Origin of the sequence: Duganella sp. Root198D2 (assembly GCF_001428585.1) — a bacterium.
In the GTDB taxonomy this organism is placed as follows: Bacteria; Pseudomonadota; Gammaproteobacteria; order Burkholderiales; family Burkholderiaceae_D; genus Rugamonas.
In genome coordinates this window covers 1-26,623 of the sequence record NZ_LMIC01000014.1, presented here as the reverse complement: position 1 = coordinate 26,623, position 26,623 = coordinate 1, and the positions used below count along the sequence as shown (strand labels likewise).

25 protein-coding genes, 1 tRNA gene and 1 pseudogene are annotated in these 26,623 nt (G+C 61.3%); 6 read left to right on the top strand and 21 right to left on the bottom strand.

The features are described from left to right. Positions 1-18 precede the first annotated feature (18 nt). Both ASE26_RS15215 and ASE26_RS15210 read right to left on the bottom strand, forming a co-directional pair. Positions 19-417 carry a DUF4348 domain-containing protein gene (locus ASE26_RS15215; protein WP_055928346.1) on the bottom strand — a complete coding sequence of 133 codons (399 nt, stop codon included), beginning with the start codon at positions 415-417 and terminating at the stop codon, positions 19-21. Further along, the gene (locus tag ASE26_RS15210; RefSeq protein ID WP_055928343.1) at positions 414-884 is read right to left on the bottom strand and encodes a cupin domain-containing protein; all 471 of its coding nucleotides are present in this window, start codon (positions 882-884) and stop codon (positions 414-416) included. The genes ASE26_RS15215 and ASE26_RS15210 overlap by 4 nt, the downstream gene beginning before the upstream one ends. Positions 885-981: 97 nt before the next feature. On the opposite strand from ASE26_RS15210, the gene ASE26_RS15205 reads away from it, so the two are divergent. Then, on the top strand, positions 982-2,799 hold the full coding sequence (locus tag ASE26_RS15205) for a DUF885 family protein (RefSeq protein ID WP_055928341.1): 1,818 nt from the start codon (positions 982-984) through the stop codon (positions 2,797-2,799). A 92-nt stretch (positions 2,800-2,891) separates the two neighbouring features. Further along, on the top strand, positions 2,892-3,443 hold the full coding sequence (locus ASE26_RS15200) for an outer membrane beta-barrel protein (RefSeq protein ID WP_057246506.1): 552 nt from the start codon (positions 2,892-2,894) through the stop codon (positions 3,441-3,443). Here ASE26_RS15200 and ASE26_RS15195 read toward each other — a convergent pair. The 3 genes from ASE26_RS15195 to ASE26_RS15185 are packed head-to-tail and all read right to left on the bottom strand — an operon-like array spanning position 3,440 to position 5,981. Then, complete coding sequence (locus ASE26_RS15195) at positions 3,440-4,084, bottom strand: hypothetical protein (protein WP_055928335.1); 645 nt, start codon at positions 4,082-4,084, stop codon at positions 3,440-3,442. The two genes, ASE26_RS15200 and ASE26_RS15195, sit on opposite strands and share 4 nt — an antisense overlap. Next, a complete protein-coding gene (locus tag ASE26_RS15190) occupies positions 4,084-4,707 on the bottom strand; it encodes a response regulator transcription factor (RefSeq protein ID WP_055928332.1) in 624 nt (207 codons plus the stop codon). The genes ASE26_RS15195 and ASE26_RS15190 overlap by 1 nt, the downstream gene beginning before the upstream one ends. Then, a complete protein-coding gene (locus ASE26_RS15185; protein WP_055928329.1) occupies positions 4,704-5,981 on the bottom strand; it encodes a sensor histidine kinase in 1,278 nt (425 codons plus the stop codon). The genes ASE26_RS15190 and ASE26_RS15185 overlap by 4 nt, the downstream gene beginning before the upstream one ends. A 125-nt stretch (positions 5,982-6,106) precedes the next feature. On the opposite strand from ASE26_RS15185, the gene ASE26_RS15180 reads away from it, so the two are divergent. Then, positions 6,107-6,835: a hypothetical protein gene (locus tag ASE26_RS15180; RefSeq protein WP_055928326.1), complete on the top strand. Its 729-nt coding sequence runs from the start codon at positions 6,107-6,109 to the stop codon at positions 6,833-6,835. Here the strand turns inward: ASE26_RS15180 and ASE26_RS15175 are convergent, their stop codons facing one another. Beyond that, the gene (locus tag ASE26_RS15175; RefSeq protein WP_055928324.1) at positions 6,836-7,279 is read right to left on the bottom strand and encodes a thioesterase family protein; all 444 of its coding nucleotides are present in this window, start codon (positions 7,277-7,279) and stop codon (positions 6,836-6,838) included. Between the two features lie 147 nt (positions 7,280-7,426). On the opposite strand from ASE26_RS15175, the gene ASE26_RS15170 reads away from it, so the two are divergent. Continuing rightward, positions 7,427-8,848, top strand: a complete 1,422-nt coding sequence (locus tag ASE26_RS15170) for a sensor histidine kinase (protein ID WP_055928322.1) — start codon at positions 7,427-7,429, stop codon at positions 8,846-8,848. Here the strand turns inward: ASE26_RS15170 and ASE26_RS15165 are convergent. Both ASE26_RS15165 and ASE26_RS15160 read right to left on the bottom strand, forming a co-directional pair. Beyond that, positions 8,792-9,097, bottom strand: coding sequence for a DUF962 domain-containing protein (locus tag ASE26_RS15165; RefSeq protein ID WP_057246505.1), 306 nt, complete (start codon positions 9,095-9,097; stop codon positions 8,792-8,794). The two genes, ASE26_RS15170 and ASE26_RS15165, sit on opposite strands and share 57 nt — an antisense overlap. Continuing rightward, a complete protein-coding gene (locus ASE26_RS15160; protein WP_055928316.1) occupies positions 9,072-9,707 on the bottom strand; it encodes a transcriptional regulator in 636 nt (211 codons plus the stop codon). Before ASE26_RS15160 ends, ASE26_RS15165 begins: the two co-directional genes overlap by 26 nt. A 106-nt stretch (positions 9,708-9,813) precedes the next feature. Between ASE26_RS15160 and ASE26_RS15155 the strand changes: the two genes are divergently transcribed. Beyond that, entirely contained in the window at positions 9,814-10,170 is a 357-nt protein-coding gene (locus ASE26_RS15155; RefSeq protein ID WP_055928313.1) for an MmcQ/YjbR family DNA-binding protein, read from the top strand. On the opposite strand, the gene ASE26_RS15150 is transcribed toward ASE26_RS15155, so the two are convergent. Together ASE26_RS15150 and ASE26_RS15145 are read right to left on the bottom strand one after the other, a co-directional pair. Further along, complete coding sequence (locus ASE26_RS15150) at positions 10,160-11,770, bottom strand: M64 family metallopeptidase (RefSeq protein ID WP_055928309.1); 1,611 nt, start codon at positions 11,768-11,770, stop codon at positions 10,160-10,162. The genes ASE26_RS15155 and ASE26_RS15150 overlap by 11 nt on opposite strands. Before the next feature lie 94 nt (positions 11,771-11,864). Beyond that, positions 11,865-12,722, bottom strand: a complete 858-nt coding sequence (locus ASE26_RS15145; RefSeq protein ID WP_229208159.1) for a helix-turn-helix domain-containing protein — start codon at positions 12,720-12,722, stop codon at positions 11,865-11,867. Between the two features lie 246 nt (positions 12,723-12,968). Between ASE26_RS15145 and ASE26_RS15140 the strand changes: the two genes are divergently transcribed. Further along, the gene (locus ASE26_RS15140; protein ID WP_082591379.1) at positions 12,969-13,424 is read left to right on the top strand and encodes a cupin domain-containing protein; all 456 of its coding nucleotides are present in this window, start codon (positions 12,969-12,971) and stop codon (positions 13,422-13,424) included. Positions 13,425-13,434: 10 nt separating this feature from the next. Here the strand turns inward: ASE26_RS15140 and ASE26_RS15135 are convergent, their stop codons facing one another. From ASE26_RS15135 to ASE26_RS29995, 11 genes and pseudogenes are all read right to left on the bottom strand, one after another. Continuing rightward, the gene (locus ASE26_RS15135) at positions 13,435-14,031 is read right to left on the bottom strand and encodes a hypothetical protein (RefSeq protein ID WP_055928301.1); all 597 of its coding nucleotides are present in this window, start codon (positions 14,029-14,031) and stop codon (positions 13,435-13,437) included. A 206-nt stretch (positions 14,032-14,237) separates the two neighbouring features. Further along, the gene (gene rpoC / locus ASE26_RS15130; protein WP_055928297.1) at positions 14,238-18,461 is read right to left on the bottom strand and encodes a DNA-directed RNA polymerase subunit beta'; all 4,224 of its coding nucleotides are present in this window, start codon (positions 18,459-18,461) and stop codon (positions 14,238-14,240) included. Between the two features lie 140 nt (positions 18,462-18,601). Continuing rightward, positions 18,602-22,711: a DNA-directed RNA polymerase subunit beta gene (gene rpoB / locus ASE26_RS15125; RefSeq protein WP_055928294.1), complete on the bottom strand. Its 4,110-nt coding sequence runs from the start codon at positions 22,709-22,711 to the stop codon at positions 18,602-18,604. Positions 22,712-22,902: 191 nt separating this feature from the next. Next, the gene (gene rplL / locus ASE26_RS15120) at positions 22,903-23,274 is read right to left on the bottom strand and encodes a 50S ribosomal protein L7/L12 (RefSeq protein WP_055928291.1); all 372 of its coding nucleotides are present in this window, start codon (positions 23,272-23,274) and stop codon (positions 22,903-22,905) included. 64 nt (positions 23,275-23,338) lie between these two features. Beyond that, positions 23,339-23,836, bottom strand: coding sequence for a 50S ribosomal protein L10 (rplJ, locus tag ASE26_RS15115; RefSeq protein WP_055928288.1), 498 nt, complete (start codon positions 23,834-23,836; stop codon positions 23,339-23,341). 299 nt (positions 23,837-24,135) lie between these two features. Further along, positions 24,136-24,825 (bottom strand): 50S ribosomal protein L1, encoded by a 690-nt coding sequence (rplA, locus tag ASE26_RS15110; RefSeq protein ID WP_055928285.1) that lies wholly within the window; start codon positions 24,823-24,825, stop codon positions 24,136-24,138. A 2-nt stretch (positions 24,826-24,827) separates the two neighbouring features. Further along, positions 24,828-25,259 carry a 50S ribosomal protein L11 gene (gene rplK / locus ASE26_RS15105; RefSeq protein ID WP_028103004.1) on the bottom strand — a complete coding sequence of 144 codons (432 nt, stop codon included), beginning with the start codon at positions 25,257-25,259 and terminating at the stop codon, positions 24,828-24,830. A gap of 91 nt (positions 25,260-25,350) precedes the next feature. Further along, complete coding sequence (gene nusG, locus ASE26_RS15100; RefSeq protein ID WP_055928282.1) at positions 25,351-25,950, bottom strand: transcription termination/antitermination protein NusG; 600 nt, start codon at positions 25,948-25,950, stop codon at positions 25,351-25,353. After that, positions 25,950-26,333, bottom strand: coding sequence for a preprotein translocase subunit SecE (gene secE, locus ASE26_RS15095; RefSeq protein ID WP_055928278.1), 384 nt, complete (start codon positions 26,331-26,333; stop codon positions 25,950-25,952). The genes nusG and secE overlap by 1 nt, the downstream gene beginning before the upstream one ends. A gap of 36 nt (positions 26,334-26,369) precedes the next feature. Next, positions 26,370-26,445, bottom strand: a tRNA-Trp gene (locus ASE26_RS15090). Positions 26,446-26,524: 79 nt separating this feature from the next. Next, positions 26,525-26,623: pseudogene (locus tag ASE26_RS29995) on the bottom strand (elongation factor Tu); the annotation flags it as partial.

Sequence of the window (26,623 nt, the reverse complement as noted above, 5' to 3'; positions counted from 1 at the left end):
CGCTTGCTCAGCATATGTTCACAGTGATGAATCTTCGAATTGCCACAGGTACCAGCAGCCTTCCTGCTGGCGGAAGCGGTAGAAATAGGTCAACGAATCGGAATCCGGCCGCAACAGGTTCAGCTCCATGCCGCCCGCATTGGCCTGCTGCCTGATCGACAGGTGATCGGCCTTGATCATGTCTCCCAGCAGGGTTGACGCCGCAAACTGTTCGCGCGTTACCAGCGATTTCCTTTCGTCCGCTCTGTCCAGCGATTCGAGGGGAAACACTGTGCGCTCGCCCGCGAACTGGCGGTCGCTCATGTAGCGCGGCAGGAAGTCCTCGAATTTTTCCGCACTGCAGCCGCGCGGCACGGTTTGCGTTGCGCATCCGGCCATCGCCGCCGCTGCGATCATCATCGCCAGGTATTTTGTCATAGCGGCCCGAAGTCTTTGCCTTCCGAGAGTTTGTAGACCTTGATCTTGTCGCCGGTGCGCACCATGCGGCGATCGAGCAGCGGGAAGTCCGCCACTTCGCTTGCCAGGTTTTCGCCGCCCATCAGGTAGACCAGGTCCTCGCTGCCGCGGTTGATCATCTGGTGCGCCCTGGATGGCGTGGGAAAGCCGACGAAGTCGCCCGGCTCCAGTTGGTAATCCTCGCCGTCGATATGTGCGACGCCGCGCCCCGAAAGGATATACACCCACTCTTCTTCGTTATGGTGCAGATGGTAGGCGAACGACTCCTTGCCCGGTTTGAGGCGGCCGATGCTGACGCCCGTGCGCTTCAAGCCCGCCATGCGCGACAGCTGCGAACCGCTGATTTCCGAGTTCGGATTCCAGGGATGCGAAAAGCTGCCTTCCGCTTCCTGCGCGGCGGCCTTCCGAACGATGTGCGGATACGACATGCTGCTTCCTCCCTCTTGTTGAGCGATCTTGCAACATTGTAGCAGCGGCCTCGCTGGGCTATGCTTGTCGCTCCTTCATTTACCCGGATCAAGACAAATGAAACATCGTATTACCCTCGGCGCGCTGGCGGCGGCCGTTTTGCTGGCTTATGCCCCTGTCCACGCCAATGCTGCCGCAGCCAAGCCGGCGGCGGTAGAGAAAGCTCCGGCCAGGAGCAATGAGGCGGCCAAGAAGCAGTTCTGGGCGCTGGCCGACGAGTATTACGATGCCATCGCCAAGTTCGATCCGGTAGGCGCGACGCAGAACGGCGACAACCGCTTCGACGACCAGATCGGCACCGCCATCTGGCCAGCCTCGCGCGCCAGGCAGTTCGACCTGTACCGCAACTTCACCAAGCGCCTGCAGGCGATCCCGCGCGCCCAGCTCGATCGCGGCGACCGTATCAGCTACGACGTGATGGCCTTCGAGCTGAAGACCTACCTGGCCTACGAGCCGTTCCCGGAGCACCTGCTGCCGATCGAGCATATGAGCAGCATGCCGGTCACCCTGGCCAACTTCTCCGGCGGCGACGCTTCGCAGCCACTGACCACGGTCAAGGAATACGAGGCATACCTGAGCCGCCTGAACCAGCTGCCAGGCTGGATCGACCAGGCCATCGCCAATATGAAGGAAGGCATGGCCAAGGGCATCACCCAGCCGAAAGCCATCATGCTTGCCGCGCTGCCGCAGTTCCAGAAGCTGGTCAGCGAAACGCCTGAAAAGAACATCTACTTCACGCCGGTGACCAGGTTCCCTGCCGGCTTCAGCGATGCCGACAAGCAGCGCCTGGCCGCCGCCTACCGCGCCACTGTGGCCGACAAGCTCAATCCTGCCCTGGGCAAGCTGTCCGCCTTCGTCGAGAAGGAATACATCCCGGCCTGCCGCACCAGCACCGGCTGGAGCGCCTTGCCGAATGGCGCAGCGTGGTACAAGGTGCGTATCGCCGATTCCACCACCACCAGCAAGTCGGCGGAAGAAATCCACCAGACCGGCCTGCGCGAAGTGGCACGCATTCAGGCCGAATACGCCAAGCTGGGCCCGAAGCTGGGCTACACCGGCGCGGCCGCCGGCCTGCCGACCTGGATCTCGCAGCAGCCGAAATTCTTCCCGTTCAAGACGGAAGACGAAGTGCAGGCCGTGTACCACAAGCTCAACGACCTGCTGGACACCAAGCTGCCCTCCATGTTCACCCTGATCCCGAAGGCCAAGCTCGACCTGCGCCTGGAACCTGAGCTGAGCCGCGACACCGCCTCCGACCACTACACCGCGCCGGCGCTGGATGGCTCGCGTCCGGGCGTGTTCTGGTCGGTGGTGACCGACCCGGCCAAATACGGCAGTACCGGCATGAACACCCTGTTCCTGCACGAAGGCAAACCGGGCCACCACTTCCACATCGCCCTGATGCAGGAACTGGACATGCCGAAGTTCCGCAAGTTCGGCGGCAATACCGCCTTCACTGAAGGCTGGGCGCTGTATGCCGAAACCCTGGGCAAGGAAATGGGCCTGTACGAAGATCCGGCGCAGTACTTCGGCCACCTGAACGACGAAATGCTGCGCGCGGTGCGCCTGGTGGTCGACACCGGCATGCACGCCAAGGGCTGGAGCCGCGAGCAGTCGATCAGGTACATGACCGAAACCCTGGGCGATGAAAGCGTGGCGCGCAACCAGACCGAACGCTACATGGTGTGGCCGGCGCAGGCCCTGGCCTACAAGACCGGCGCCCTGAAGATCCAGGAGCTGCGCGCCAAGGCCGAGAAAGCCCTGGGCAGCAGGTTCACGCTGGCCAAGTTCCACGCCATTGTACTGGGCGACGGCACCGTGCCGCTCGCGCTGCTGGAATCCAAAGTCGACGCCTGGATCGCCGGCGCCAGGTAAGGCGGCATGACTTTCGGCAGGTGCGCGTGCGCCCTGCCTTCCCTACAGTGACGGCACGGCACACCAACCGTGCCATCACTGAAAGGGATTCAATGAAACGCCTCATCTCCATCATTGCCTTGTGCTGCGCTGGCAGTGCGAGTGCACAAGACTACTTCGCCGGTGTTGCCGTCATCGCCCCGGGCGACAGCCACCTCGATACCCAGGCCGGCCGCATCAAGGGCAGCAACGACCCGCTGCGCTTCAAGCTGTACGGCGGCATTAACCTCAGCGACAGCTTCGCGCTGGAGGCAGGCTATGCGCGCTTCGGCAAGGACCGCTTTGCCGCGACCGGCGTCAAGGCAGGCATTTCAACCGACATCCTGTACCTCGCCGCGCGCGGCACCTGGCACCTTGGCGATTCCTTTGAATTGTTCGGCCGTGCCGGCATAGCGGCGCAGCGTTACCGCATCGACGGCCTGGCCGGTACCGCCGACAGCAAGCGCGGCTTTGCGCCGCTGCTGGGCGTGGGCCTGGGTTACAAACTGAGCGATACACTGACGTTGACCGTGGAGGCCGAGCATTTCGGCCGCGTTGAAATCGGCAACAAGAACCGGCACTTCGGGCGCGGCGCTTATTCCGCCGGACTGAAATACAGCTTCTAAAAGCGGTACAGCAGCGCAGCGCTCACGGCGACGCTACTGCGCCGCTCGATGCCGGGCGCATGGGCGCTGCTGCCCGCCAGGCGGATGCCCGTGACTGAGCTCATCAGGGTATGGCGGCGCCCCAGCCGCCAAGACCAGCGCGCACCGAGGCGATGGTTCCATCCCTCGTCATTTCCGGCGGCTGCCTGCAGCACCAGGCTGTGGTCGGCATCGATCGAATAGGCCCAGTTGAGCGCCAGGTCGGCCTTCACCCTGCCATCCCGGGCGCCGACGCCAGCCTGCGCCGCCACTTCAACGTTATGCAGCACCCGCCACAGCACAAAACCGCCAGGTGTCAGCTGTGATCCGCCAGCGCCCTGCGCCGGGGTACTCAGGCCGATCACGGGCCCGTACTGGAAATGCACCTCTTCCGACAGCTTCCATCCGGCCGACAATCCTTCCACAAAGGCGCCGTTACTCCACTGCATGGAGAACCAGGGAATGACGAACGCCTTGCGCGCATTGCTGCCGCGCCGGGCCCACGCCTCGCCGTACACCAGGCCGGCGCTGCCTTCGCTGCTGCCCTCCGGCATCAGGGTAACGGGCGACTGGGCGGCCGCCTGGCAGGACACCGCCAGCAAGAGAAGGACGGCGGCGCGCATCAGATCAATCCCATTTCCAGGCCATGCAGCACCGCACGCACACGGTCGCGCACGCCCAGCTTGGCCAGGATGCTCGACACATGGTTCTTCACCGTGCCCTCGCTCAGGACAAGTGCGGCCGCGATTTCCGCATTGCTCATGCCTGCTGCCACCAGCGCCAGCACCTCGATTTCGCGCTCGCTGAGCGTGCCGCCGGCATCGTGCACGCCGCGTGCGCTCTCGAAGGCTGCGCGCGTGCGCTCGGTCAGCGCGGGCCGGAACAGCGTGCCACCCTGCGCTACGCTGCGGATACCGTCCGCCAGGCGCTCCAGCGATATGTCTTTCAGCAGGAAACCGCGCGCGCCCGCGCGCATGCCTTCGAACAGCACCTCTTCGTCATCGAAGGTGGTGAGCAGGATGGCTGGCGGCAGCGCCTGGCCGCCACGCAGCAGCTCAAGGCCGGAACAATGCGGCATGCGCACGTCCAGCAGCAGCACGTCGGCTTCGGTGCGCGCCAGCAGTGCGGCCGCTTGCGCGCCATCCGCCGCCTCCGCCACCACGCGGATGTCGGGTGTCATGTCGAGCAGTCCTCGAATGCCGCTGCGCACCAGCATCTGGTCATCCACCAGCACGACGCGGATCATGGCTGCACTCCTGTATTGGGCAAGGTAATGCGCAGGCCGAAACCGCGCTGCGGCAAGTCGGCAGCATGCAGGACACCGCCCAGCAAGGCCAGGCGCTCGCGCATGCCGCGCAAGCCGTTGCCTTCCTGCGCCGTGCCGCGGCCGGCGCCATCGTCTTCAATCGCCGCATGCAGCTGTCCGTCACGCTGGACGATCTCGATCACCAGGTTGGCTGCGTGCGCGTGGCGCACGGCATTGCTGAGGGCTTCCTGCACGCAGCAGAAGATGGCGTGCGCCACCGCCGGCGCCGGCGCCTGCATGGCCTCGGCCACACGCAGCGTAACGGCCGGCTGCGGGATGCCGGCGCACAGGCGCTGCAACGCCAGACGCAGATCGACGCCCACCGCCTGCCGTTCGGCGGCCACCACGGCCCGCACTTGCGCCAGCAGTTCGCGCGCAAGCTCATGCGCGGTCAGCAGCGAAGCGTCGGCCCGCTCGCCCGCCTTGCGCCGCGCCAGGTCCAGGTGCAGTTTCAGCGCCGTCAGGTGATGCCCGGTCGAATCGTGCAGGTCGCGCGCGATGCGCATGCGTTCCGATTCGCGGATGGTGTCGGCCAGCAGCACCTGCGTGGCCAACAGCTCGGCATGCTTGGCAGCCAGCGCCTGGCGGCTGCGCCGTTCGCTTGACGCCAGCCAGCCCAGCGCGAATGTGAGCAAGACCACCAGTTGCTCCAGCAATACGTACAGAACCATCGCGGTGGCCTTGCCGTCGCTGGCGGAAATACCCTCTTGCAGCGCCAGCGCCGCCAGCACGCCAACCGATACGGTATTCAGCCCCAGCATGGCTGCCAGTGCCGCCAGCGCGCGGCGCGGCGGCAGGTGGCTGGCCAGCATGGCGCCCTGCACCATCGATAACACCACCGAGTGCAGCGCACAGGCGCTGGCCAGTTGCAGCGCCAGCAAGCAGCGGCTGGCAGCAGGCGTCCGCCGCCGGCGCGGCTGCAGCTGCAGCGCGGTGGCGGCGATGAACGCAGCGCTTAGCAGCGCGGCCAGGGCGAGGAAGATGTGCCAGGCCAGCAAGGCATGGTCCGAGCCTGCCCGGACCAGCGACGGGGCCGCAGCGTACCGGCCGGCCAGGCGGCGCGCCAGCACGCCGGCAGCGCTGAACAGGTCGGCACTGTCCGGGCCCAGATACCACGGCACCAGGATTTCGATGGCAGCGCCGGCCAGGCTGGCAAGCAGGATGATGCCGGCGGCACTGCCGGGACGCAGCCGGTACGGGAGAATGGCGGGCATAGCTGACAAATAATTGATAGCGCCGCAATTCTACCCGCCGCGGCGACGCCGCCGGCAATGTGTTTCGCCGCGGGCATGACTTTCGGCAGGGGTGCCCGGCCCGGCTTGCATTAAAATTGCGTCCCATGAATGGTCGACCCTTGCTGATTGCCGCCGCCCTGCTGGCCGCGGCCCCCGCGCGCGCCGGCGACGACATGCCCGTGGTGCAGGTGGTGGCGGCGGCCGATGCCGAGTGGCACAGCTATCGCCAGGCCTACAAGGCGGCCAGCTTTTTCGCACCGTATGTCGCCAAGCGCCCTTTGATCCAGGCGCACCTGCAAATCCGTCCGCTGGCGCCGGAAGCGCCGATGGAAGGCTTGCACATCAAGCTGGAGGGGGAAACCACCAATCTCGATATCGCCGTCGACATGCTGGGCCGCGCTACCCTGCCGCTGCTGAAGCAGGCGTTCGACGAAGACGCGGTGCTGCGCCTGAACCGGCGCAAAGGCTACTACCAGTTCAGCGGCCGCTATTCGATCCGCACCCGCGACGACGGCGTCTATCCGCTGTCCATGCTGCGCGAAGCCTGCGAGCAGCTGATTTCCGCCCAGCGTGCCTCCGGCTACCGCCTGCGCCTGCTGGGCAAGGAATGCAAGGGCGTCAAGTTCATTTACGCCCCCGGCGATGCCAATGCGGCGGTGCAATTGCGCCAGGCGGACGCCAGCCGGCGCATTGCCGCCCAGCCCGGCCTTCCGTTTGAAAACCGCAGCATGGGCAGCTACCAGGTGGTTACCGTGCGCTTGGCCGACTGGCCCGCGCAGGCAGAAGCAGTGCCGTTGCCGGGCTTGCTGGGCATCGGCACCGTCTACGAGTAGCTATTTTTTTAGCGCGTAGCGCTTGATGCGTTTGAGCACCAGCTCGGGCAGCGGCGAGATCTGCTTCGCATGGTTGGCAAAGACGATCTGCTGCCGCCCCACCGAAACCGGGTGGCCGTCGGCATAAAAGCGGAACTCGAGCCAGAACGAGCATTTCCGTACATCGTAGGTATTCACCTCGCACGACACTTCCTGGAACGGGAAAGTCTCCTGCAGATAATCATTCTGGGCGTGTTTCGTAATAAATACTCCCTCCTCCTGCAGCATATCGCGCGAAATACATTCGTAAAACCACTTCTCCCGGCAAATACCCTGCCATTCAAAATACCGTGCGAAATAGGTATTGCCGTAGGCGTTGGAATCCTTGAGGAAAATCGAAATCTTGTGGTGGAATGTCATTTCAGCTGCGGCAGGGGCGTCGGGGGCTGGGACGTGCATGTACATAGGACTATTTCTCCATAAAAGTAAAACGGCTTAATGCCAGCCCTTACTTTTTCCGATTGGCGCGCCGAACTATTGATATTCCTCAATACTTGTCCAATTTCTTGACAATAAGCTGTTAACAATCCGTTTTTAAGCTGAGGAAACTCAATGTATGCGCTAATACCGGCATTGGTCTCAGCCCTATTTATTTGCTATGGGCTGTACGTTTTGCGCTCGCGCGGCCCGAACCGGGTCGGGCTGACCTTCTTCGCCGTCTGTGCCACGACCTTTTTCTGGCAGGCGAGCTGGGCGCTGCTGTTCCTGACCCATAACGACGCCACGGCCATGGCGCTGGCACGCCTGGGCTACCTGCCCATCCTGTTCCTGCCCACCACGCTGTACCACTTCATCATCGAACTGACCGGCAGCAAGGACGAGCACCCCGGCCTCTATGCGAGCTACCTGTTCGCCTGCGGCCTGGGCCTGCTGCTGCCGACCACCGACTGGATGCTGTCCGGCCTGCAGCACTACTTCTACGGTTCCTATCCCAAGGCGGGCTGGCTGCATCCGCTGCACCTGGCGCAGACCGTGATCGTGATCGGGCGCGCCCTGTGGCTGCTGTATCGCCGCCAGCAGCGCGCGGTATCGACCGAACGCACGCGCTTGCGCTACGTACTGGTCAGCATCCTGATCTACTTCGGCGCAGCCAGCGATTACCTGTGCAACTACGGGGTCGAGATTTATCCACCGGGCGTGGTATTCATCATGGCCTCGCTGGGATTGATCGCCCAGGCCATGGTGCGCCATAACCTGCTGGCCGACCCGATGGCCGCCGCCGCCACCATTGCGCATGAGATGCGCACCCCGCTGGCCAGCATCCGCAGCCAGACCCGCATCCTGGCGCGCAGCCTGCCCGAACTGATTGCAGGCTACCGGCCGGAGCACCAGGGTGCGCTGGGCACGCGCCAGCTGGAACACCTGGGCGAGATCGCCCGCAGCATCGATGCCGAAGTGTCGCGCTCGAACTTCATCGTCGACATGCTGCTGGCCTCGGCCCGCGATGGCATCATGCGCAGCGAGAGCTTCACCGTGCACTCGGTCAGCGTGTGCGTGGATGAAGCGATGGCCTGCTACCCCTTCTCGGGCGCCGAACGCTCGCAGGTGCGCGTCTCCATCCGCAATGAATACAGTTTCCATGGCTCGGACGTGCTGCTGATGTTCGTGCTGTACAACCTGCTGAAGAACGCGCTGCAGGCAGTAAAGGTGAATGGCAGCGGCGCGGTGGAGGTCGAATGCTATTCGCGCGGCATGCACAACTGGCTGGTGGTGACCGACAACGGCCACGGCATTGCGCCCGATGTGCTGCCGCACGTGTTCGAGCCGTTCTACACCACCCACCGCAATGGCGGCGGCACCGGCATGGGCCTGGCCTTCTGCAAACGCGTGGTGTCGGCCTTCGGCGGCGAAATCGGCTGCGAGTCGGAGGCGGGGCGCTATACCCGCGTGGCCATCAGCCTGCCGTGCTCGGCTGCCTCACCACGCAACGCGGCCCGCAAGCATATCGCGGAACATTACCCAGTCGCCCATTAGGCTGAACAGCGGATACTTGAAGGTGGCCGGCCGGTTGTGTTCGAAGAAGAAATGGCCGGCCCAGGCGAAGCCGTAGCCGACCACGGGCAGCAGCCACAGCAGTGCCAATTCGCCCGTGACCATGGCCATTGCCAGCAGCAGCAGCACGATGCAGGAGCCGGCGAAATGCAGGCGGCGGCACGTGCGGTTGGCATGCTCCTGCAAGTAGTAGGGGTAGAACTCCTTAAACGTCCGGTAACGCGTCTCCATGCTCCTCCTCCGGGTGGACTTCTTTGATGATGTTATCGAGGTCGGTATCGTCGCCCAGTACGAACACCTTGCGGTCCCCCAGCATCTTGAGGATGAAAGGCTGCTGCTCGCGCAAGCGGCGCTGGAAGTCGTCAACTGAATACAGGTTGGGATTGATCTTGCGGCGCAGCAGGCGCTCGGCCACCGGCAGGCGGTTCAGCAGCTCGCCGTAGGTCGTGTTCTCGCCGATCAGCAGCAGCTCGACCGGCGCAGTGGAATCTTCCGCTTCCTTGACCGTAGTGCCATAGACGAATGCCACGCTGAGCTGCTTGCGCATCGGCGCCAGCGCGGAATTCAGCACGCTGACCAGGCCGAAGGTCTTCTTGACCAGGCTGGCCAGCTCGGAATAGACCAGGTTTTCCTTATTCGGACGGAACTGGCGCACATTGCCGATGCGCTCGGAGACGATCAGCCCGGATTCATGCAGGCGCTTCAGCTCGCGTTGCGCGGAAGCGCTGCCCAGCCCGGTCAGGCGCATGATTTCGTTGAGGTGGAAACCCTCATTCACGCGCACAAACAGCAAACCCAGCAGCTTTTGCTGGGCGGGAGTAAACAGGGCCGAGGCAATCATAGGCCAAATATTAGCATGGCCGGAGCCATGAATATGCTGGCAATTTGGCAAAAAAGCATGCATCCTTGCAGCCCGAGCCCCCGTCAATCCGCCCTGCCTGACCGCCATGAATACAGAGAAGTTGAAAGCCCACTGCGCCAGCCTGCCCGGCGCGGAAAGCCTGCTGCATGCGCCGCCGGTCAATGTACTGAGCTACAAAATCGGCGGCAAGACCTTCGCCTACTTCAAGACCAGCGAACCGGAACGGTGGCGCTTCAGCCTGCGCACCACGCCCGACCGCTTCCTCGAACTCACCGGCATGCCGGGAGTGAAACCGGCCCGCTACATGGGCCGGTTTCACTGGGTCACGATAGTCGACGTACGCAGCTTCCCGCAGGACTACCTGGCCGAACTGGTGCAATGGTCCTACGACAAGGCGTTTTCCGCCCTGCCGAAGGCGCGCCAGCGTGAACTCAAGGCTTAGGGAAGGCGTAGCTCAGCGAGTAGTTGCCGCTGCCCGAGTATGACTTCACCTGCGCATAGTAATAGCCCGCCGTGCCGTTGTAGCTGATCGACTCGCTGGAAGTGCTGCCCTCGCTGGCCGCAACCTTGGCCCAGGCGCTGCCCGACCACTTGTACAAGAACAGGTCGAAGTCGGCACCGGAAGGGCCGCTCAGTTGCAGCGAGAAGGTACCGGCACCGGCCTGCACCCAGCCAGGAGAAGCGCTCGGCGCGATTGCGCTGCCGCCATTGGCCAGCGAACCGGTCTGCGTCACCGATCCAGCGCCGGTGTACTTGGTAAACACCTTCTTCACCGCACCTTCATTCACCGCATGCCATGGATAGCCGAGCGTGCGCATGCGCGAGTTCTCGGTCGGGCGGTACTTGCCTGAACCGCAGTACTGGGCGCCGACGAAAGTACCGACAGTGCCATTCGGGTAGACGCCCAGGCCGGTCGGCACCGCCGTGCTGCCGGCAATCAGGTTGCCCCACTTGACCGAGCGCGTGCCGTTCAGCGACACATTGACCTCGGTCGGCTCGCTGCTCGTGCTGCAGGTGCCGTACTCGTATTCGTCAGCCAGCGCGAATGCCGTGTGGCCGATTTCATGCAGCGCCACCTCGATCGACGAAGCGTGCATCGACAGCGTCGCCACCGCACCGCCCGAGCCGCCATAGCGCGTCGAATTGGCGATCACCACGATCACATCGCGCGCATCGGGCGCCAGCACCGAGCCGGCGATATTGGTCGCCTTGGTATCGTTCACGCACAGCAGGCGCTCGATGTTATAGCAGCCGAACTCCGCATCCATCGCCGTGTCGCGGTAGATGCCCTTGTCGATTTCGTCCACGCCGGACTGGTTGCTCGCCACGTCGACGCGATGGATATTCATCGAAGCGCGGTTGGCATTGAACAGCGGATCAGCCAGGAAGCCGTTGATCACCTTCTGCGCATCGGCGCGCCACTTGTCCATTTCAGCGGCCGTATAGCCGTCGCCGATAAAGACATAGTCCATATGGGTCGCCGCGCTGCCGTTATTCAGGATCGTCGTCGCCGTTGCAGCCGGCGTTGCGGCCAGCATGGCGGAACGGGCGGTCTTGCCGCTGGCCGCAGCCTGTTCCAGCGCGCTGCGGTCGAAGCGCGCCAGCGGCCCTGCCGCGGCCACGGCGGCCTTGGCGCCGCTAGCTGCGCCCTGCTTCGGCAGCACTTCCACGCTGGCAGTCGCCTTATCGAACGGCAGCGACACCTCGAAGCTGCCCTCACGCTTCTGCACCGTGGTCGACAGGTCGATAGCGCCCGAACGCGGGTTAAAAGTCTCCACGTGGCGGCGCAAGCCATTGTTGACGCTCACCTCATGCAGCACGCGGCCTTGCGCATCCTTGGCCACCACCACCCACTGGTCATCCTCGGCGCCCTGGCGCACATTGGGCGTCACGGCGAACTTGCCCACCTCCGCATGCAGCGGCTTGAATTCCGCGCCCGCACGTCCTTCGCTAAAGCCGATGCGAAGCGAGATATTGTCAGCCTGCACAGCGCCGGCCGCCGCCAGCGCAAGCAGCGCCAGGGAATTGCGTAGTAAAGCCATGTTGTCTCCATTTTTTGGTGTAGGACTGGAGATTCTGTGGCCGACCGGCCGCACGGTGCGTGCACAAACGCGCGCAAATTGCACAATCCTGCTATTAACAATTGTTACAGCGGCCGGCGCGCCACGCAGCGGGCGCCAGGCCGTAATGCGCCGTGAAGGCACGCGTGAAATGACTGGCACTATGGAAGCCGAATTCCTCGGCGATATCGACGATGCGCGCCTCCCTGCCCGCCAGCGCCACGCAGGCTTGCTCCAGGCGGCGGGTCAGCACGTAGCGATGCGGCGGCAGCCCGACGGCACGATGGAACTCGCGTGAAAAATGCGCCGCACTCATGCCGCACAGCGCAGCCAGCTCCGCATTCGCCAGCGGCGTATCAAGGTGTTCAGTGATATGGAGCAGCACACGGCGCAAACGCGCGCCGCCGAGCGAGCTCTCAGCCGACTGCGCCGGCCGTGAATAATGCTCGATCAGGTAGCAAGCCAGGGCCATGGCAAGGTGGTCGCACATTTCAGCCGCCAGTGGACCGGCCAGCGCCTGGGCATCGAGCATCTTGCGCACCAGGTCGAACACCATGCCGTCGGAGGTAAACTGGCTGGCCGCCAGCGTCGCATCGATCTGCTCCCCGCGCTGCGCCGCCAGGCGGTCCACCAGCGGCACCGGCAGGAAGACGTTGACGATGTCGCAACCGCTAAGCTGGCTCCACCGGCCCTGCTCCCCCGGCGGGCAAAGGCGGAAGCGATTGGCCCCGATGGTACCGCCCCAGACCGGCGTATTGCCCTGCCAGATACGCGCATCAAGCGGCTCCATCATCAGCGCCAGGCGGTAAGTGCCCGGATGCGGACTGACGGAACGGATGGCGTGTTCCGGCCCATCGCTGGTCCACCGCCCCAACGCAGCCCGCGATCCGGGAAGCGGCCCGATGCAGGCATGCAGCGAATCCACGCCCGCCATCCGGAACCACCGCTCAAGCTCTTCAACGCTCTCCATCAAAGCAATATACCCCACCTACAGCCGAGCCCGTGTCACACCATGGGGTCACACCCCAAGTGGGACACGGGCTCGGCCGTAGTCAGCTCAGATTGCCGGCGTTTCGGCACAGCTTTGTCGCAGAAGCCCAACTTGGAATCCAGGATGGATGGGCTATAACGATAGGTGGACGCCAGTTTCCCGCCACCCACAACAAGAAGGAGCGCCACCATGAAAACAATGGCATTTACGGTACTAGCGGTTGCCACCTTGCTGAGCGCAAACGCGGCAGCGAAAGACAAGGCCAAGGAAGACGTGGTCTGGCCCGCCGAAGCGGTGAAATGGGAACCCGGCCCGGTCCCCGGCACCAAGTTCGCCAAGCTGTGGGGCGATATGGCGAAGGGCGGCCCCTACGGCGTACTGGTGAAGTTCGATGCCGGCCAGATCAACGCCCTGCACCACCACACCCATGCGCTGAAAATCGTGATCATGTCAGGCACGTTCGTGCACAAAACCGATGGCGCCCCTGAAACCAAGCTGGGCCCCGGCTCCTACCTGATGCAAGCGGCCGGCAAGAAGCACGTCAGTGGCTGCGAGCAAGGAGCCGAATGCACCTTCTTCATGACGTCGGACGGCAAGTTCGACCTGATCGATGATTCAAAGGCTGCGGCCAGCGACAAGAAGTAATTAAGCGGCCTCAGTCCTTGCCATAGCTGAGCAGGAACTGCAGGATGGCGCGAATTTCCGCCTCCGTCGCCGACGGTAGGTGGAACACGTCGCGGTCATCCCAGGTCATTTTGGATGCGGTCAGCTTGGTCATGCAAGCGCCGAAATGGTCCATATTGAAGGATGCGCCGAGTGCATTCCCACGCGGCGGCATGGTATTGAAGATGATCCTGAAACTGCGGTCAGGCATCTGGCGGATCACCGGTTCGCAGTTCGAATCAAAACCCCGCGCCTGGACTTCGCCGTAGGCACGGGCATGCTTCGCGATGATCGACGCGTAGCTGAAGCGGCGCACGCCGCCGTAACGCTGGTTCACATGCACCGTCACGTCATGGTCCAGCGGGACTTTAACCACGGCCCCGCTCTGGTCCCTGGCTTCGGCTTCCACGCGCTCGCCCGCCACCAGCGCATCGAACAGCTTTCGCTTGGCTGGATGCAGGCGCGCGACGATTTCTGCATGATTGTTTGGCAAGTCGAACAGGCCGCTGAACATCGATTCATGCAAGTACATTATTCCGTCGTCACCTACCGTCGTTGCGTCGCAGGTGATTTGCAGGGATTCGGCCATATCGCTCTCAAAACATTTTTCAGAAATACTGATTGTAGTATGCAATTGGCGACTGGCAACCTTTCAGGCCTCAACGCACATAAAAACGCCTGCAACGGTGGCATTTTTGTCACTGTAATGTCCACTTCGGGGTCAGGAACCAAAGTGGACATTTGCGGCAAAAAAAACGCCACCCGAAGGTGGCGTTTCCGCTAGCGAGATAAAGCTTATGCTTCGTCGCTGTGGTGCGGTTCGTCCGCTGGCAGTTCGGCCACGATGGCGGCGCGTTCTGCTTCCAGCAGCGCTTTGCGCTCTTCGGCTTCCCACACTTCCTTCTCTTTGCGGGCGCGGTGGAAGGCCAGGCCGGTACCGCCAGGGATCAGGCGGCCGACGATGACGTTTTCCTTCAAGCCGCGCAGGCCGTCGCGCTTGCCCATGATCGCAGCTTCGGTCAGGACACGGGTGGTTTCCTGGAACGATGCGGCCGAGATGAAGGAGTCGGTCGACAGCGATGCCTTGGTAATACCCAGCAGCACGTTTTCGTAGGTTGCCGGAATCTTGTTCAAGGCGTTGACCTTGTCGTTTTCTTCCAGCAGCTCGGAACGCTCCACCTGCTCGCCGACGATGTAGTCGGTGTCGCCGGCGTTGACGATCTGGACGCGGCGCAGCATCTGGCGAACGATCACCTCGATGTGCTTGTCGTTAATCTTCACGCCCTGCAGACGGTACACGTCCTGCACTTCGTCAACGATGTAGCGAGCCAGCGCTTCGATACCCAGCAGGCGCAGGATGTCTTGCGGATCGGCCGGGCCGTCCACGATCATCTCGCCCTTGTTCACCACCTGGCCGTCGTGCACCAGCACTTGCTTGTCCTTGGTAATCAGGAACTCGTGCTTGTTGCCGTCCATGTCGGTGATTTCCAGGCGCTGTTTGCCCTTGGTCTCTTTACCGAAGGCCACGGTACCGGTGACTTCCGCCAGCATGCCCGCATCTTTCGGCGAACGTGCTTCGAACAGTTCCGCCACGCGCGGCAGACCGCCGGTAATGTCTCGGGTCTTCTGCGATTCGGTCGGGATACGCGCCAGAACCTCACCCACGGACACTTGCTGGCCGTCTTTCACCATGATCAGTGCGCCCACCTGGAAGCCGATCGCTACTGCGTGTTCGGTGCCGGCGATCTTCACTTCCTGGCCTTCTTCGTTCAGCAGTTTTACCTGTGGACGCAGGGCCTTGCCTGGCGAGCCGCGACGCTTGGCGTCGATCACCACCAGGGTAGCCAGGCCGGTCACGTCGTCGACCTGGCGCGCCACGGTCACGCCTTCTTCGACGTTCTCGAAGCGGACCACACCGGCGTACTCGGTAATGATCGGACGGGTCAGCGGATCCCAGGTTGCCAGAGGAGCGCCGGCCTTGATGACCATGCCGTCCTTGACGATCAGGGTCGCGCCGTACGGCACCTTGTGGCGCTCGCGCTCACGGCCGTGGTCGTCGGTAATCAGCACTTCGCCGGAACGGGAAATGACGATCTGTGCGCCCTTGCCGTTGGTGACGTAACGCATGGTGGCGGTGAAGCGCACGATACCGTTCGACTTGGCTTCCACCGAAGATGCCACTGCTGCACGCGATGCCGCACCACCGATGTGGAAGGTACGCATGGTCAGCTGGGTACCAGGTTCACCGATCGACTGTGCTGCCACCACGCCGACTGCTTCGCCGGAGTTGACCAGCATACCGCGGCCCAGGTCGCGGCCGTAGCACTTGGCGCACAGGCCGAAGCGGGTGTCGCAAGTCAGCGGGGTGCGGACCTTGACTTCGTCCACGCCCATGCGCTCGATGTCTTCCACCATGTCTTCGTCCAGCAGGGTGCCGGCTTCGTACACGGTAGCCTGGGTTTCCGGGTTGACGATGTCGGTGCCTGCCACGCGGCCGAGGATACGGTCGCGCAGGGCTTCGATCACTTCACCACCTTCGACCATCGCCTTCATCAGGGTGCCGTTGGAAGTGCCGCAATCGTCTTCGATCACCACCAGGTCCTGCGTCACGTCGACCAGACGACGGGTCAGGTAACCGGAGTTCGCGGTCTTCAGCGCGGTGTCGGCCAGACCTTTACGAGCGCCGTGGGTCGAGATGAAGTACTGCAGAACGTTCAGGCCTTCGCGGAAGTTCGCGGTAATCGGCGTTTCAATAATGGAACCGTCAGGTTTTGCCATCAGGCCACGCATACCGGCCAGCTGGCGAATCTGTGCTGCGGAACCACGCGCACCGGAGTCGGCCATCATGTAAATCGCGTTGAACGATTCCTGGGTCGACTTGGTGCCGTCGCGACGGATCACGTCTTCCACTTTCAGGTGGTCCATCATCGCCTTGCCGACTTCATCGGAGGTCTTGCCCCAGATGTCGACGACCTTGTTGTAACGTTCGCCGGCGGTGACCAGACCGGAAGCGTACTGCTGCTCGATCTGCTTCACTTCCGCTTCGGCGGTCGCGATCATGGTCTTCTTGACTTCCGGCACCAGCATATCGTCCACGCAGATGGAGATACCGGCACGGGTTGCCAGGCGGAAGCCCGACTGCATCAGCTGGTCGGCGAACACCACGGTGGCGCGCAGGCCGCACTTGCGGAAGGACGTGTTGATCAGCTTGGAGATCTCTTTCTTCTTCAGCGAACGGTTCAGTACGCTGAATGGCAGGCCCTTCGGCAGGATCTCGGACAGGATGGCACGGCCAACGGTGGTTTCGTAACGGGTCAGGGTACGCACGAACTCGCCGGTCGCCGGATCCTTTGGATTCTCAACGATACGCACGGTGATGCGGGTGGCCAGCTCGACTTCCTTGTTGTCGTAAGCACGGATGACTTCGGACACGTCCGGGAACATCATGCCTTCGCCCTTGGCGTTGACGGCTTCGCGGGTCGCGTAGTACAGACCCAGCACGATATCCTGCGAAGGAACGATCGATGGTTCGCCGTTCGATGGGAACAGAATGTTGTTCGAAGCCAGCATCAGGGTGCGGGCTTCCATCTGTGCTTCGATCGACAGCGGCACGTGGACTGCCATCTGGTCACCGTCGAAGTCGGCGTTGAACGCCGCGCAGACCAGCGGGTGCAGCTGGATCGCTTTACCTTCGATCAGCACCGGCTCGAAGGCCTGGATACCGAGACGGTGCAGGGTTGGTGCACGGTTCAGCATGATCGGGTGTTCGCGGATCACTTCTTCCAGGATGTCCCACACCACTGGCTCTTGCACTTCGACCAGCTTCTTGGCGGCCTTGATGGTGGTCGCGAGACCCATCAGTTCCAGCTTGTTGAAGATGAACGGCTTGAACAGTTCCAGGGCCATCAGCTTTGGCAGGCCGCACTGGTGCAGTTTCAGCTGTGGACCCACCACGATCACGGAACGGCCGGAGTAGTCGACGCGCTTACCCAGCAAGTTCTGACGGAAGCGGCCGCCCTTGCCTTTGATCATTTCAGCCAGCGACTTCAGCGGACGCTTGTTGGCGCCGGTCATCGCTTTGCCGCGACGGCCGTTGTCCAGCAGCGAGTCAACCGCTTCTTGCAGCATGCGCTTTTCGTTACGCGTGATGATCTCTGGAGCACGCAGCTCCATCAGGCGCTTCAGACGGTTGTTACGGTTGATGACGCGGCGGTACAGGTCGTTCAGGTCGGAGGTCGCGAAGCGGCCGCCATCCAGCGGGACCAGTGGACGCAGTTCCGGCGGCAGCACCGGCAGCACTTCCATGATCATCCAGTCCGGCTTGATGCCGGAACGCTGGAATGCTTCCAGCACTTTCAGGCGCTTGGCGTACTTCTTGATCTTCGCTTCGGACTTCGATTCCTTCAGTTCCACGCGCAGGGCTTCGGCATCGCGGTGGATGTCGATCGAGCGCAGCAGTTCGCGGATACCTTCAGCGCCCATGAAGGCGGTGAAGTCGTCGCCGTACTCTTCGTACTTGGCGGCGTAATCGTCTTCCGACATGATCTGGCACTTCTTCAGCGGGGTCATGCCTGGATCGGTCACAACGTATGCTTCGAAGTACAGGACGCGTTCGATATCGCGCAGGGTCATGTCCAGGACCATACCCAGACGCGACGGCAGCGATTTCAGGAACCAGATGTGCGCAACCGGGGATGCCAGTTCGATGTGGCCCATGCGCTCACGGCGCACTTTGGCCAGGGTCACTTCAACGCCGCACTTTTCGCAGATGACACCGCGGTGCTTCAGGCGCTTGTACTTGCCGCACAGGCATTCGTAGTCCTTGATCGGGCCAAAGATCTTGGCGCAGAACAGGCCATCGCGCTCTGGCTTGAAGGTACGGTAGTTGATGGTCTCAGGCTTTTTGACTTCGCCGTAGGACCACGAACGGATTTTCTCAGGAGAGGCCAGACCGATCTTGATCGCGTCGAACGACTCGTTTTGCTGTACTTGCTTGAATAAATCGAGCAGGGCTTTCATGTATCACTCCAGATGGTGACGAATTCTTTACTTACTTAAAACCGGTAAACCGGTGTCAGACCCGCAGGGTCTGACACCTGATACGCGGCTTCCGAGGGCCCAGTGTCTGACCCCGCGGGTCAGACACTGCTTTACCGGTTTTAGTTGCGTTCCAGGTCGATATCGATACCCAGGGAACGGATCTCTTTCACCAGCACGTTGAACGATTCCGGCATGCCGGCATCGATCACGTGGTCGCCCTTGACGAGGTTTTCGTACACTTTGGTACGGCCGTTCACGTCGTCGGACTTCACGGTCAGCATTTCTTGCAGCACGTAGGATGCGCCGTACGCTTCCAGTGCCCACACCTCCATCTCACCGAAGCGCTGGCCGCCGAACTGGGCTTTACCGCCCAGAGGCTGCTGCGTCACCAGGGAGTAAGGACCGGTGGAACGGGCGTGCATCTTGTCGTCGACCAGGTGGTGCAGCTTCAGCATGTGCATCACGCCCACGGTGACTTTGCGTTCGAACGCTTCGCCGGTGCGGCCGTCGTACATGGTGACCTGGTTCTTGGACGGGGTCATGCCCAGGTGCTTGGCGATATCGTCCGGATACGCCAGGTCCAGCATGCGGCGGATTTCCGATTCGTGCGCGCCGTCGAACACCGGAGTCGCGAACGGCACACCCTTCTTCAGGTTGAATGCCAGCTTCATGATCTCGTCGTCGGACAGGGAAGCGATGTCTTCCTTGGCGCCGGACTCGTTGTACACGGTGGTCAGGTACTTGCGCATCTCTTCGACTTTGATCTGCGCTTGCAGCATTTCGCCGATACGGATGCCCAGGCCCTTCGCTGCCCAACCCAGGTGGGTTTCCAGGATCTGGCCCACGTTCATACGGGACGGAACGCCCAGCGGGTTCAGCACCACGTCGGCCGGGGTACCGTCTGCCATGTAAGGCATGTCTTCCACCGGAACGATACGCGACACCACACCCTTGTTACCGTGGCGGCCTGCCATCTTGTCGCCGGACTGCAGGCGACGCTTGACGGCCAGGTAGACCTTGACCATCTTCTGCACGCCAGGCTGCAGTTCGTCGCCCTGGGTCAGCTTCTTGCGCTTCTCTTCGAAGGCCAGGTCGAACTGGTGACGCTTCTCGGCGATGGATTCCTTGATGGCTTCCAAGGCCTTGGCCATGTCTTCGTCGGCAGGACGGATGTCGAACCAGTGGAACTTGTCCAGGTCGTCCAGGTAGTCCTTGGTGATCTTGGCGCCTTTGGCCAGCTTCTTAGGGCCGCCGTTGACAACCTGGCCGATCATCATCTTTTCCAGTCGCTGGAAGGCGTCGCCTTCCACGATACGCATCTGGTCGTTCAGGTCCAGGCGGTAGCGCTTCAGTTCATCATCGATGATCTGCTGGGCGCGCTTGTCGCGCGGGATGCCTTCGCGGGTGAACACTTGCACGTCGATGACGGTACCGACCATGCCGGACGGCACGCGCAGCGAGGTGTCTTTCACGTCGGATGCTTTTTCGCCGAAGATCGCGCGCAGCAGCTTCTCTTCAGGAGTCAGCTGGGTTTCGCCTTTCGGAGTCACCTTACCGACCAGCACGTCGCCGGCTTGCACTTCAGCGCCGATGTACACGATGCCGGATTCGTCCAGGCGAGCCAGTTGGTTCTCAGCCAGGTTCGAAATATCGCGGGTGATTTCTTCCGCGCCCAGCTTGGTGTCACGGGCAACGACGGACAGTTCTTCGATGTGGATCGAGGTGTAACGGTCGTCTTTCACGACGTTTTCCGAGATCAGGATCGAGTCTTCGAAGTTCAGGCCGTTCCATGGCATGAAGGCCACGGTCATGTTCTGGCCCAGTGCCAGTTCGCCCAGGTCGGTCGATGCGCCGTCGGCGATCACGTCGCCCTTGGCCACGCGGTCGCCCACTTTGACGATAGGACGCTGGTTGATGTTGGTGTTCTGGTTGGAACGGGTGTACTTGATCAGGTTGTAGATGTCGACGCCGACTTCACCAGCCTGTGCTTCTTCATCGTTGACGCGGATCACGACGCGGCCCGCGTCGATGTAGTCCACCACGCCGCCGCGCAGGGCCTGCACGGTGGTGCCGGAGTCGACTGCCACGGTACGTTCGATACCGGTACCGACCAGCGCCTTTTCAGGACGCAGGCAAGGCACAGCCTGGCGCTGCATGTTGGCGCCCATCAGTGCACGGTTCGCGTCATCGTGTTCCAGGAATGGAATCAGCGATGCTGCGACGGACACGATCTGGCCTGGAGCAACGTCCATGTACTGCACGCGCTCCGGGGAAACCAGGATGGTTTCGCCGGCTTCACGCGAGGACACCAGTTCGTCGACCAGCTTGCCTTCTTCATTGATCTTGGCGTTAGCCTGGGCAATGATGTAGCGGCCTTCTTCAATCGCGGACAGGTAATCGATCTTGTCGGTCACCTTGGAGCCTTCAACCTTGCGGTATGGGGTTTCCAGGAAGCCGTATTCGTTCAGGCGGGCGTACAGTGCCAGCGAGTTGATCAGACCGATGTTCGGGCCTTCAGGCGTTTCGATCGGGCACACGCGGCCGTAGTGGGTCGGGTGCACGTCGCGCACTTCGAAGCCGGCGCGTTCGCGGGTCAGGCCGCCAGGGCCCAGGGCCGATACACGGCGCTTGTGGGTGATTTCCGACAGCGGGTTGGTCTGGTCCATGAACTGCGACAGCTGGGACGAACCGAAGAACTCGCGGATAGCAGCCGAGATCGGCTTGGAGTTGATCAGGTCATGCGGCATCAGGTTGTCGGCTTCGGCCTGGCCCAGGCGCTCCTTGACGGCGCGCTCAACGCGCACCAGGCCGGCGCGGAACTGGTTCTCGGCCAGTTCGCCCACGCAGCGTACGCGGCGGTTACCCAGGTGATCGATATCGTCGACTTCGCCGCGGCCATTGCGCAGCTCAACCAGGATCTTGATCACGGCCAGCACGTCTTCGTTCGACAGGGTCATGGCGCCGGTCAGTTCATCGCGGCTGATGCGGCGGTTAAACTTCATGCGGCCGACGGCCGACAGGTCGTAACGGTCAGGGCTGTAGAACAGGCCGTTGAACAGGGCTTCCACCGACTCTTCGGTTGGCGGTTCGCCAGGACGCATCATGCGGTAGATCGCCACGCGTGCAGCGGTCTGGTCGGCGGTGTCGTCGATACGCAGGGTCTGCGAGATGTAGCCGCCCTGGTCCAGGTCGTTGGTGTACAGGGTCTGGATGGTGTTGATGCTGGCGTCGCGCAGCTTGCCCAGGGTTTCCTCGGTCAGCTCGTCGTTCGCCAGTGCCACCACTTCGCCGGTGTCCTGGTCAACGATGTTCTTGGCCAGGACGCGGCCCAGCAGGTAGTCTTCCGGCACGGAGATGTGCTGGATGCCTGCCTGCTCGATTTCACGCACGTGCTTGGCGTTGATACGCTTGTCCTTGGTGACGATGGTCTTGCCCGTCTTCGGATCGACGATGTCGAAGCGCGCGACTTCGCCGCGCAGGCGTTCGGACACGAACTCCATCTCTGCGCCTTCCGAACGCAGGTTGAAGTTGTCGAAGACGAAGAAGTTTGCCAGGATCTGTTCCGGGGTCATGCCGATCGCCTTCAGCAGGATCGATACCGGCATCTTGCGGCGGCGGTCGACGCGGAAGTACAGGATGTCTTTCGGGTCGAACTCGAAGTCCAGCCAGGAACCGCGGTAAGGGATGATACGTGCCGAGAACAGCAGCTTGCCGGACGAGTGGGTCTTGCCGCGGTCGTGCTCGAAGAACACGCCTGGCGAACGGTGCAGCTGGGATACGATGACACGCTCGGTACCGTTGATCACGAACGAGCCGGTGGTCGTCATCAGGGGCAGTTCGCCCATGTAGACTTCCTGTTCCTTCATTTCCTTCACGACCGGCTTGGTTGGCGATTCCTTGTCCAGGATCACCAGGCGCACTTTGGCGCGCAGCGGGGATGCGAAAGTCAGGCCGCGCAGTTGGCATTCCTTGACGTCGAACGCCGGGTCACCCAGGACGTAGGACAGGAATTCCAGACGGGCGAAGCCGTTGTGGGAAACGATTGGGAAGATCGACGTGAAAGCCGACTGCAGGCCTTCGTTCTTGCGTGTTGCAACAGGAGTGTGCTCTTGCAAGAAGTTCTCGTAAGACTCAAGCTGGGTAGCCAGCAAGAACGGAACGTTGTGGACGTTGGCGCGTTTCGCAAAGGACTTGCGAATGCGTTTCTTCTCAGTAAATGAGTAGTGCATGGACACTCCGTGTGAGACAGGAAAAGGTAGAGAATTCAGCGTTGCGGGCGCGCTTCGCAAGACTCAATTCACTATAAAACAACAACTTCTACTTCAGAGACGACAAAGGAGCCAAGGGCGGACCTACCCTTCCGGGTGAGATCCGCCGCATTGGCTTCCTAAACTAAGGCAGGAATCCCGCCTTGGTTCAATTACTTCAGGTCGGCCTTGGCGCCAGCTTCTTCCAGCTTCTTCTTGCCAGCTTCAGCGTCAGCTTTCGACAGGGCTTCTTTCACGGTCTTCGGTGCGCCGTCAACCAGATCCTTGGCTTCTTTCAGGCCCAGACCGGTGATTTCGCGAACAGCCTTAATCACGCCAACTTTGTTAGCGCCGACTTCGGACAGAACCAGGTTGAATTCGGTCTGCTCTTCAGCAGCAGCAGCCACAGCGCCACCAGCTGCAGGAGCAGCCATTGCAGCAGCGGACACGCCGAATTTTTCTTCGAATGCCTTGACCAGTTCGTTCAGGTCCATTACGGACATTTCGGACACTGCGTTCAGGATGTCGTCTTTGGAAATTGCCATTTGAAACTCCTAATTTGTTTGTAATACTACAGAATTGGTATTGACTAAGAAACCAAGCCAGCGATTAAGCGGCTTCGGTTTCTTTCTTGGCTGCCAGAGCAGCCAGGCCACGTGCAAAGCCCGACACCGGAGCCAGCATAACGCCCAACAGCTGCGAGATGAGGACTTCACGGGAAGGAATGCTCGCCAGTGCGGTAATGCCAGCTACGTCGAGCTGCTTACCTGCAAAGTTACCAGCCTTCAGGACCAGTTTGTCGTTGGTTTTGGCGAAGTCGGCGAGGACTTTCGCTGCAGCAACGGCATCATCCGAGATCGAGTAGATCAGCGGACCGGTCATGGAATCGGCCAGAGCGGCGAACTGCGTGCCTTCTACTGCACGACGTGCCAGGGTGTTCTTCAGAACACGGATGTACACGCCTTGCGCACGCGCATTAGCACGGAGTTTAGTCAAGTGACCAACCTGGATGCCACGGTACTCGGCCACAGCGATAGTTTGCGCAGTTGCTACTTTTGCGGAAACTTCGGCAACGACGGCCTTTTTGTCATTCAGATTGAGACCCACGGTCTTCTCCTTAAATAATGCTCGGCTTGCGCCTCGCATCGGTTCGAACAACGGCGTCCGAGGTTTAGGAGTCTAAAGGGACTACATAAACTTGTTCGGGATCACCATCTGCGTTGGGAGCTTGCACTATTAACCCAGAGCCTACCTGATGCTCCGAGCCCAACGGTCTTTGAAGGCGCGGCCGGGTTGCCCCGGCCAGCCCAAAGATCCGCCTGGTCTTCCGACCAGGGCTTAATACTATTCAGTCGCTGCCAGGGGTCAACACGCTGCGCGTCTCAGCCACTGGCACCGACAAGTTATTACAGACCAGCGTGATCCACGCGTACGCCAGCGCCCATGGTGGACGACAGGGCGACTTTGCGCAGGTAAACGCCTTTCGACGAAGCTGGCTTAGCCTTGTTCAGGGCATCGATCAGGGCAACCAGGTTGCTCTTCAGGTCTGCATCGCTGAACGATTTGCGGCCGATGGTGGCGTGGATGATACCTGCCTTGTCGGTACGGTACTGAACCTGGCCGGCTTTCGCGTTTTTCACGGCGGTAGCGACGTCAGGGGTAACGGTGCCAACTTTCGGGTTAGGCATCAGGCCACGTGGGCCCAGGATCTGGCCCAGGGTACCAACGATACGCATGGTGTCCGGGGAAGCGATCACGATGTCGAAAGGCATGTCGCCGGCTTTGACGCGCTCAGCCAGGTCTTCCATACCAACAACGTCAGCGCCGGCAGCTTTAGCTTGCTCGGCCTTGTCGCCGGTTGCGAACACGGCAACGCGAACAGTCTTACCGGTGCCTGCTGGCAGAACCACGGAACCGCGAACAACCTGGTCGGACTTCTTAGGGTCCACGCCCAGCTGAACGGACACGTCGATCGATTCGTTGAACTTGGCGGTAGCCAGTTCCTTGATCAGAGCAACAGCGTTGTCGAAGGCGTACACTTTGGTACGGTCAACTTTAGCCTTGATGGCTTGAGCGCGCTTGGACAGTTTTGCCATGATTAGATGCCCTCTACGGTGATGCCCATGGAACGTGCGGAACCAGCGATGGTGCGAACAGCAGCATCCAGGTCGGCAGCGGTCAGGTCCGGGGTCTTCAGTTTAGCGATTTCTTCAGCTTGGGCGCGGGTCAGCTTGCCTACCTTGTCGGTATGTGGCTTCGCGGAACCTTTTTGCACGCCGGAGTGCTTCTTGATCAGGAAGGTCGCTGGAGGAGTCTTCATCACGAAGGTGAAGGACTTGTCCGCGAACGCAGTGATCACGACTGGGATTGGCATGCCTGGTTCCATACCTTGGGTCTGCGCGTTGAACGCTTTGCAGAATTCCATGATGTTCAGACCGCGCTGGCCCAGTGCTGGACCGATTGGAGGGGATGGGTTTGCCTTACCAGCTGGAACTTGCAGCTTGATAAAGCCAATGATTTTCTTTGCCATTTGGGCACTTCCTATCGTTGGATTGAGTAGTAGCGCCCCGCACGCGGCGGGGCTCCTCTTGGTTTTGCCAGCTTAGACGCGCTGGCAGGCGTTAAACTTTTTCGACTTGACCGAACTCGAGTTCGACTGGGGTCGCGCGGCCGAAGATGGTGACAGAGACACGCACCTTGGATTTCTCGTAGTTGACTTCTTCGACGTTGCCGTTGAAGTCGGTGAACGGGCCATCCTTGATGCGGACTTGCTCGCCCACTTCGTACAGCACTTTCGGACGCGGCTTTTCCACGCCTTCCTGCATTTGCTGCATGATCTTGTCGATCTCGCGCGCAGGAATCGGGGTCGGCTTGTTCGATTTGCCGCCGATGAAGCCGGTCACCTTGCTGGTGTTCTTCACCAGGTGCCAGGTTTCGTCGGTCATTTCCATTTCAACCAGGACGTAGCCAGGGAAGAAGCGGCGCTCGGTAACGGACTTCTGACCGTTACGAACCTCAACGACTTCTTCGGTCGGCACCAGGATCTGGCCGAACTGATCTTGCATACCGGCGCGCTCGACGCGCTCCATCAAGGCGCGCTGAACGCTTTTCTCCATACCGGAGTAGGCATGCACGACGTACCAGCGCTTGTTGCTGACTGGGGTCGACACTGCCTGCGCAGGCTCTTCCTTGCCCGGCTCGTCTTGTACAATTTCGCTCATTATTTCTTCCAACCCAGGATGAGGTCGTACAACACAAATTCGAGGATCTTATCCGTGCCCCAGAGGAAAATCGCCATCACCAGCACAAAGGCGAACACGATCAGGGTGATCTGACGGGCTTCCTTGTGGGTTGGCCATACTACTTTCTTGGTCTCGCGAACGGATTCTTTCGCAAAATTCAGGAAATCACGGCCTGCAGCAGAGGTGTACGCGATGCCGACGGAAATGAGCAAACCAACCACAAGCGCGGCTGCCCGCACCAGGGTTGGTTTACCGGTCAGGACAAAGAATCCGACCACGCCTGCAATCAACGCCACAACTGCCAACACGACTTTGAACTTATCGTTCGTCGTGCTAACGGTTTGCACGGATTGATTAGACATTTAACTTTTACTTTCGGTGCCCTGCACCAGATTCGGTGGCAGGGGCGGAGGGCATCGAACCCCCAACCTTCGGTTTTGGAGACCGACGCTCTGCCAATTGAGCTACGCCCCTACGTAAAACTTTACAGTGGAATCCGTAATTCTAGCACCCATCAGCGATGGGCGCTAGCCTTGGCTGGATTCTTTTCGCCTTAAGCCAGGATCTTGGCTACCACGCCGGCGCCGACGGTACGACCGCCTTCACGGATGGCGAAACGCAGGCCTTCTTCCATCGCGATCGGGGAGATCAG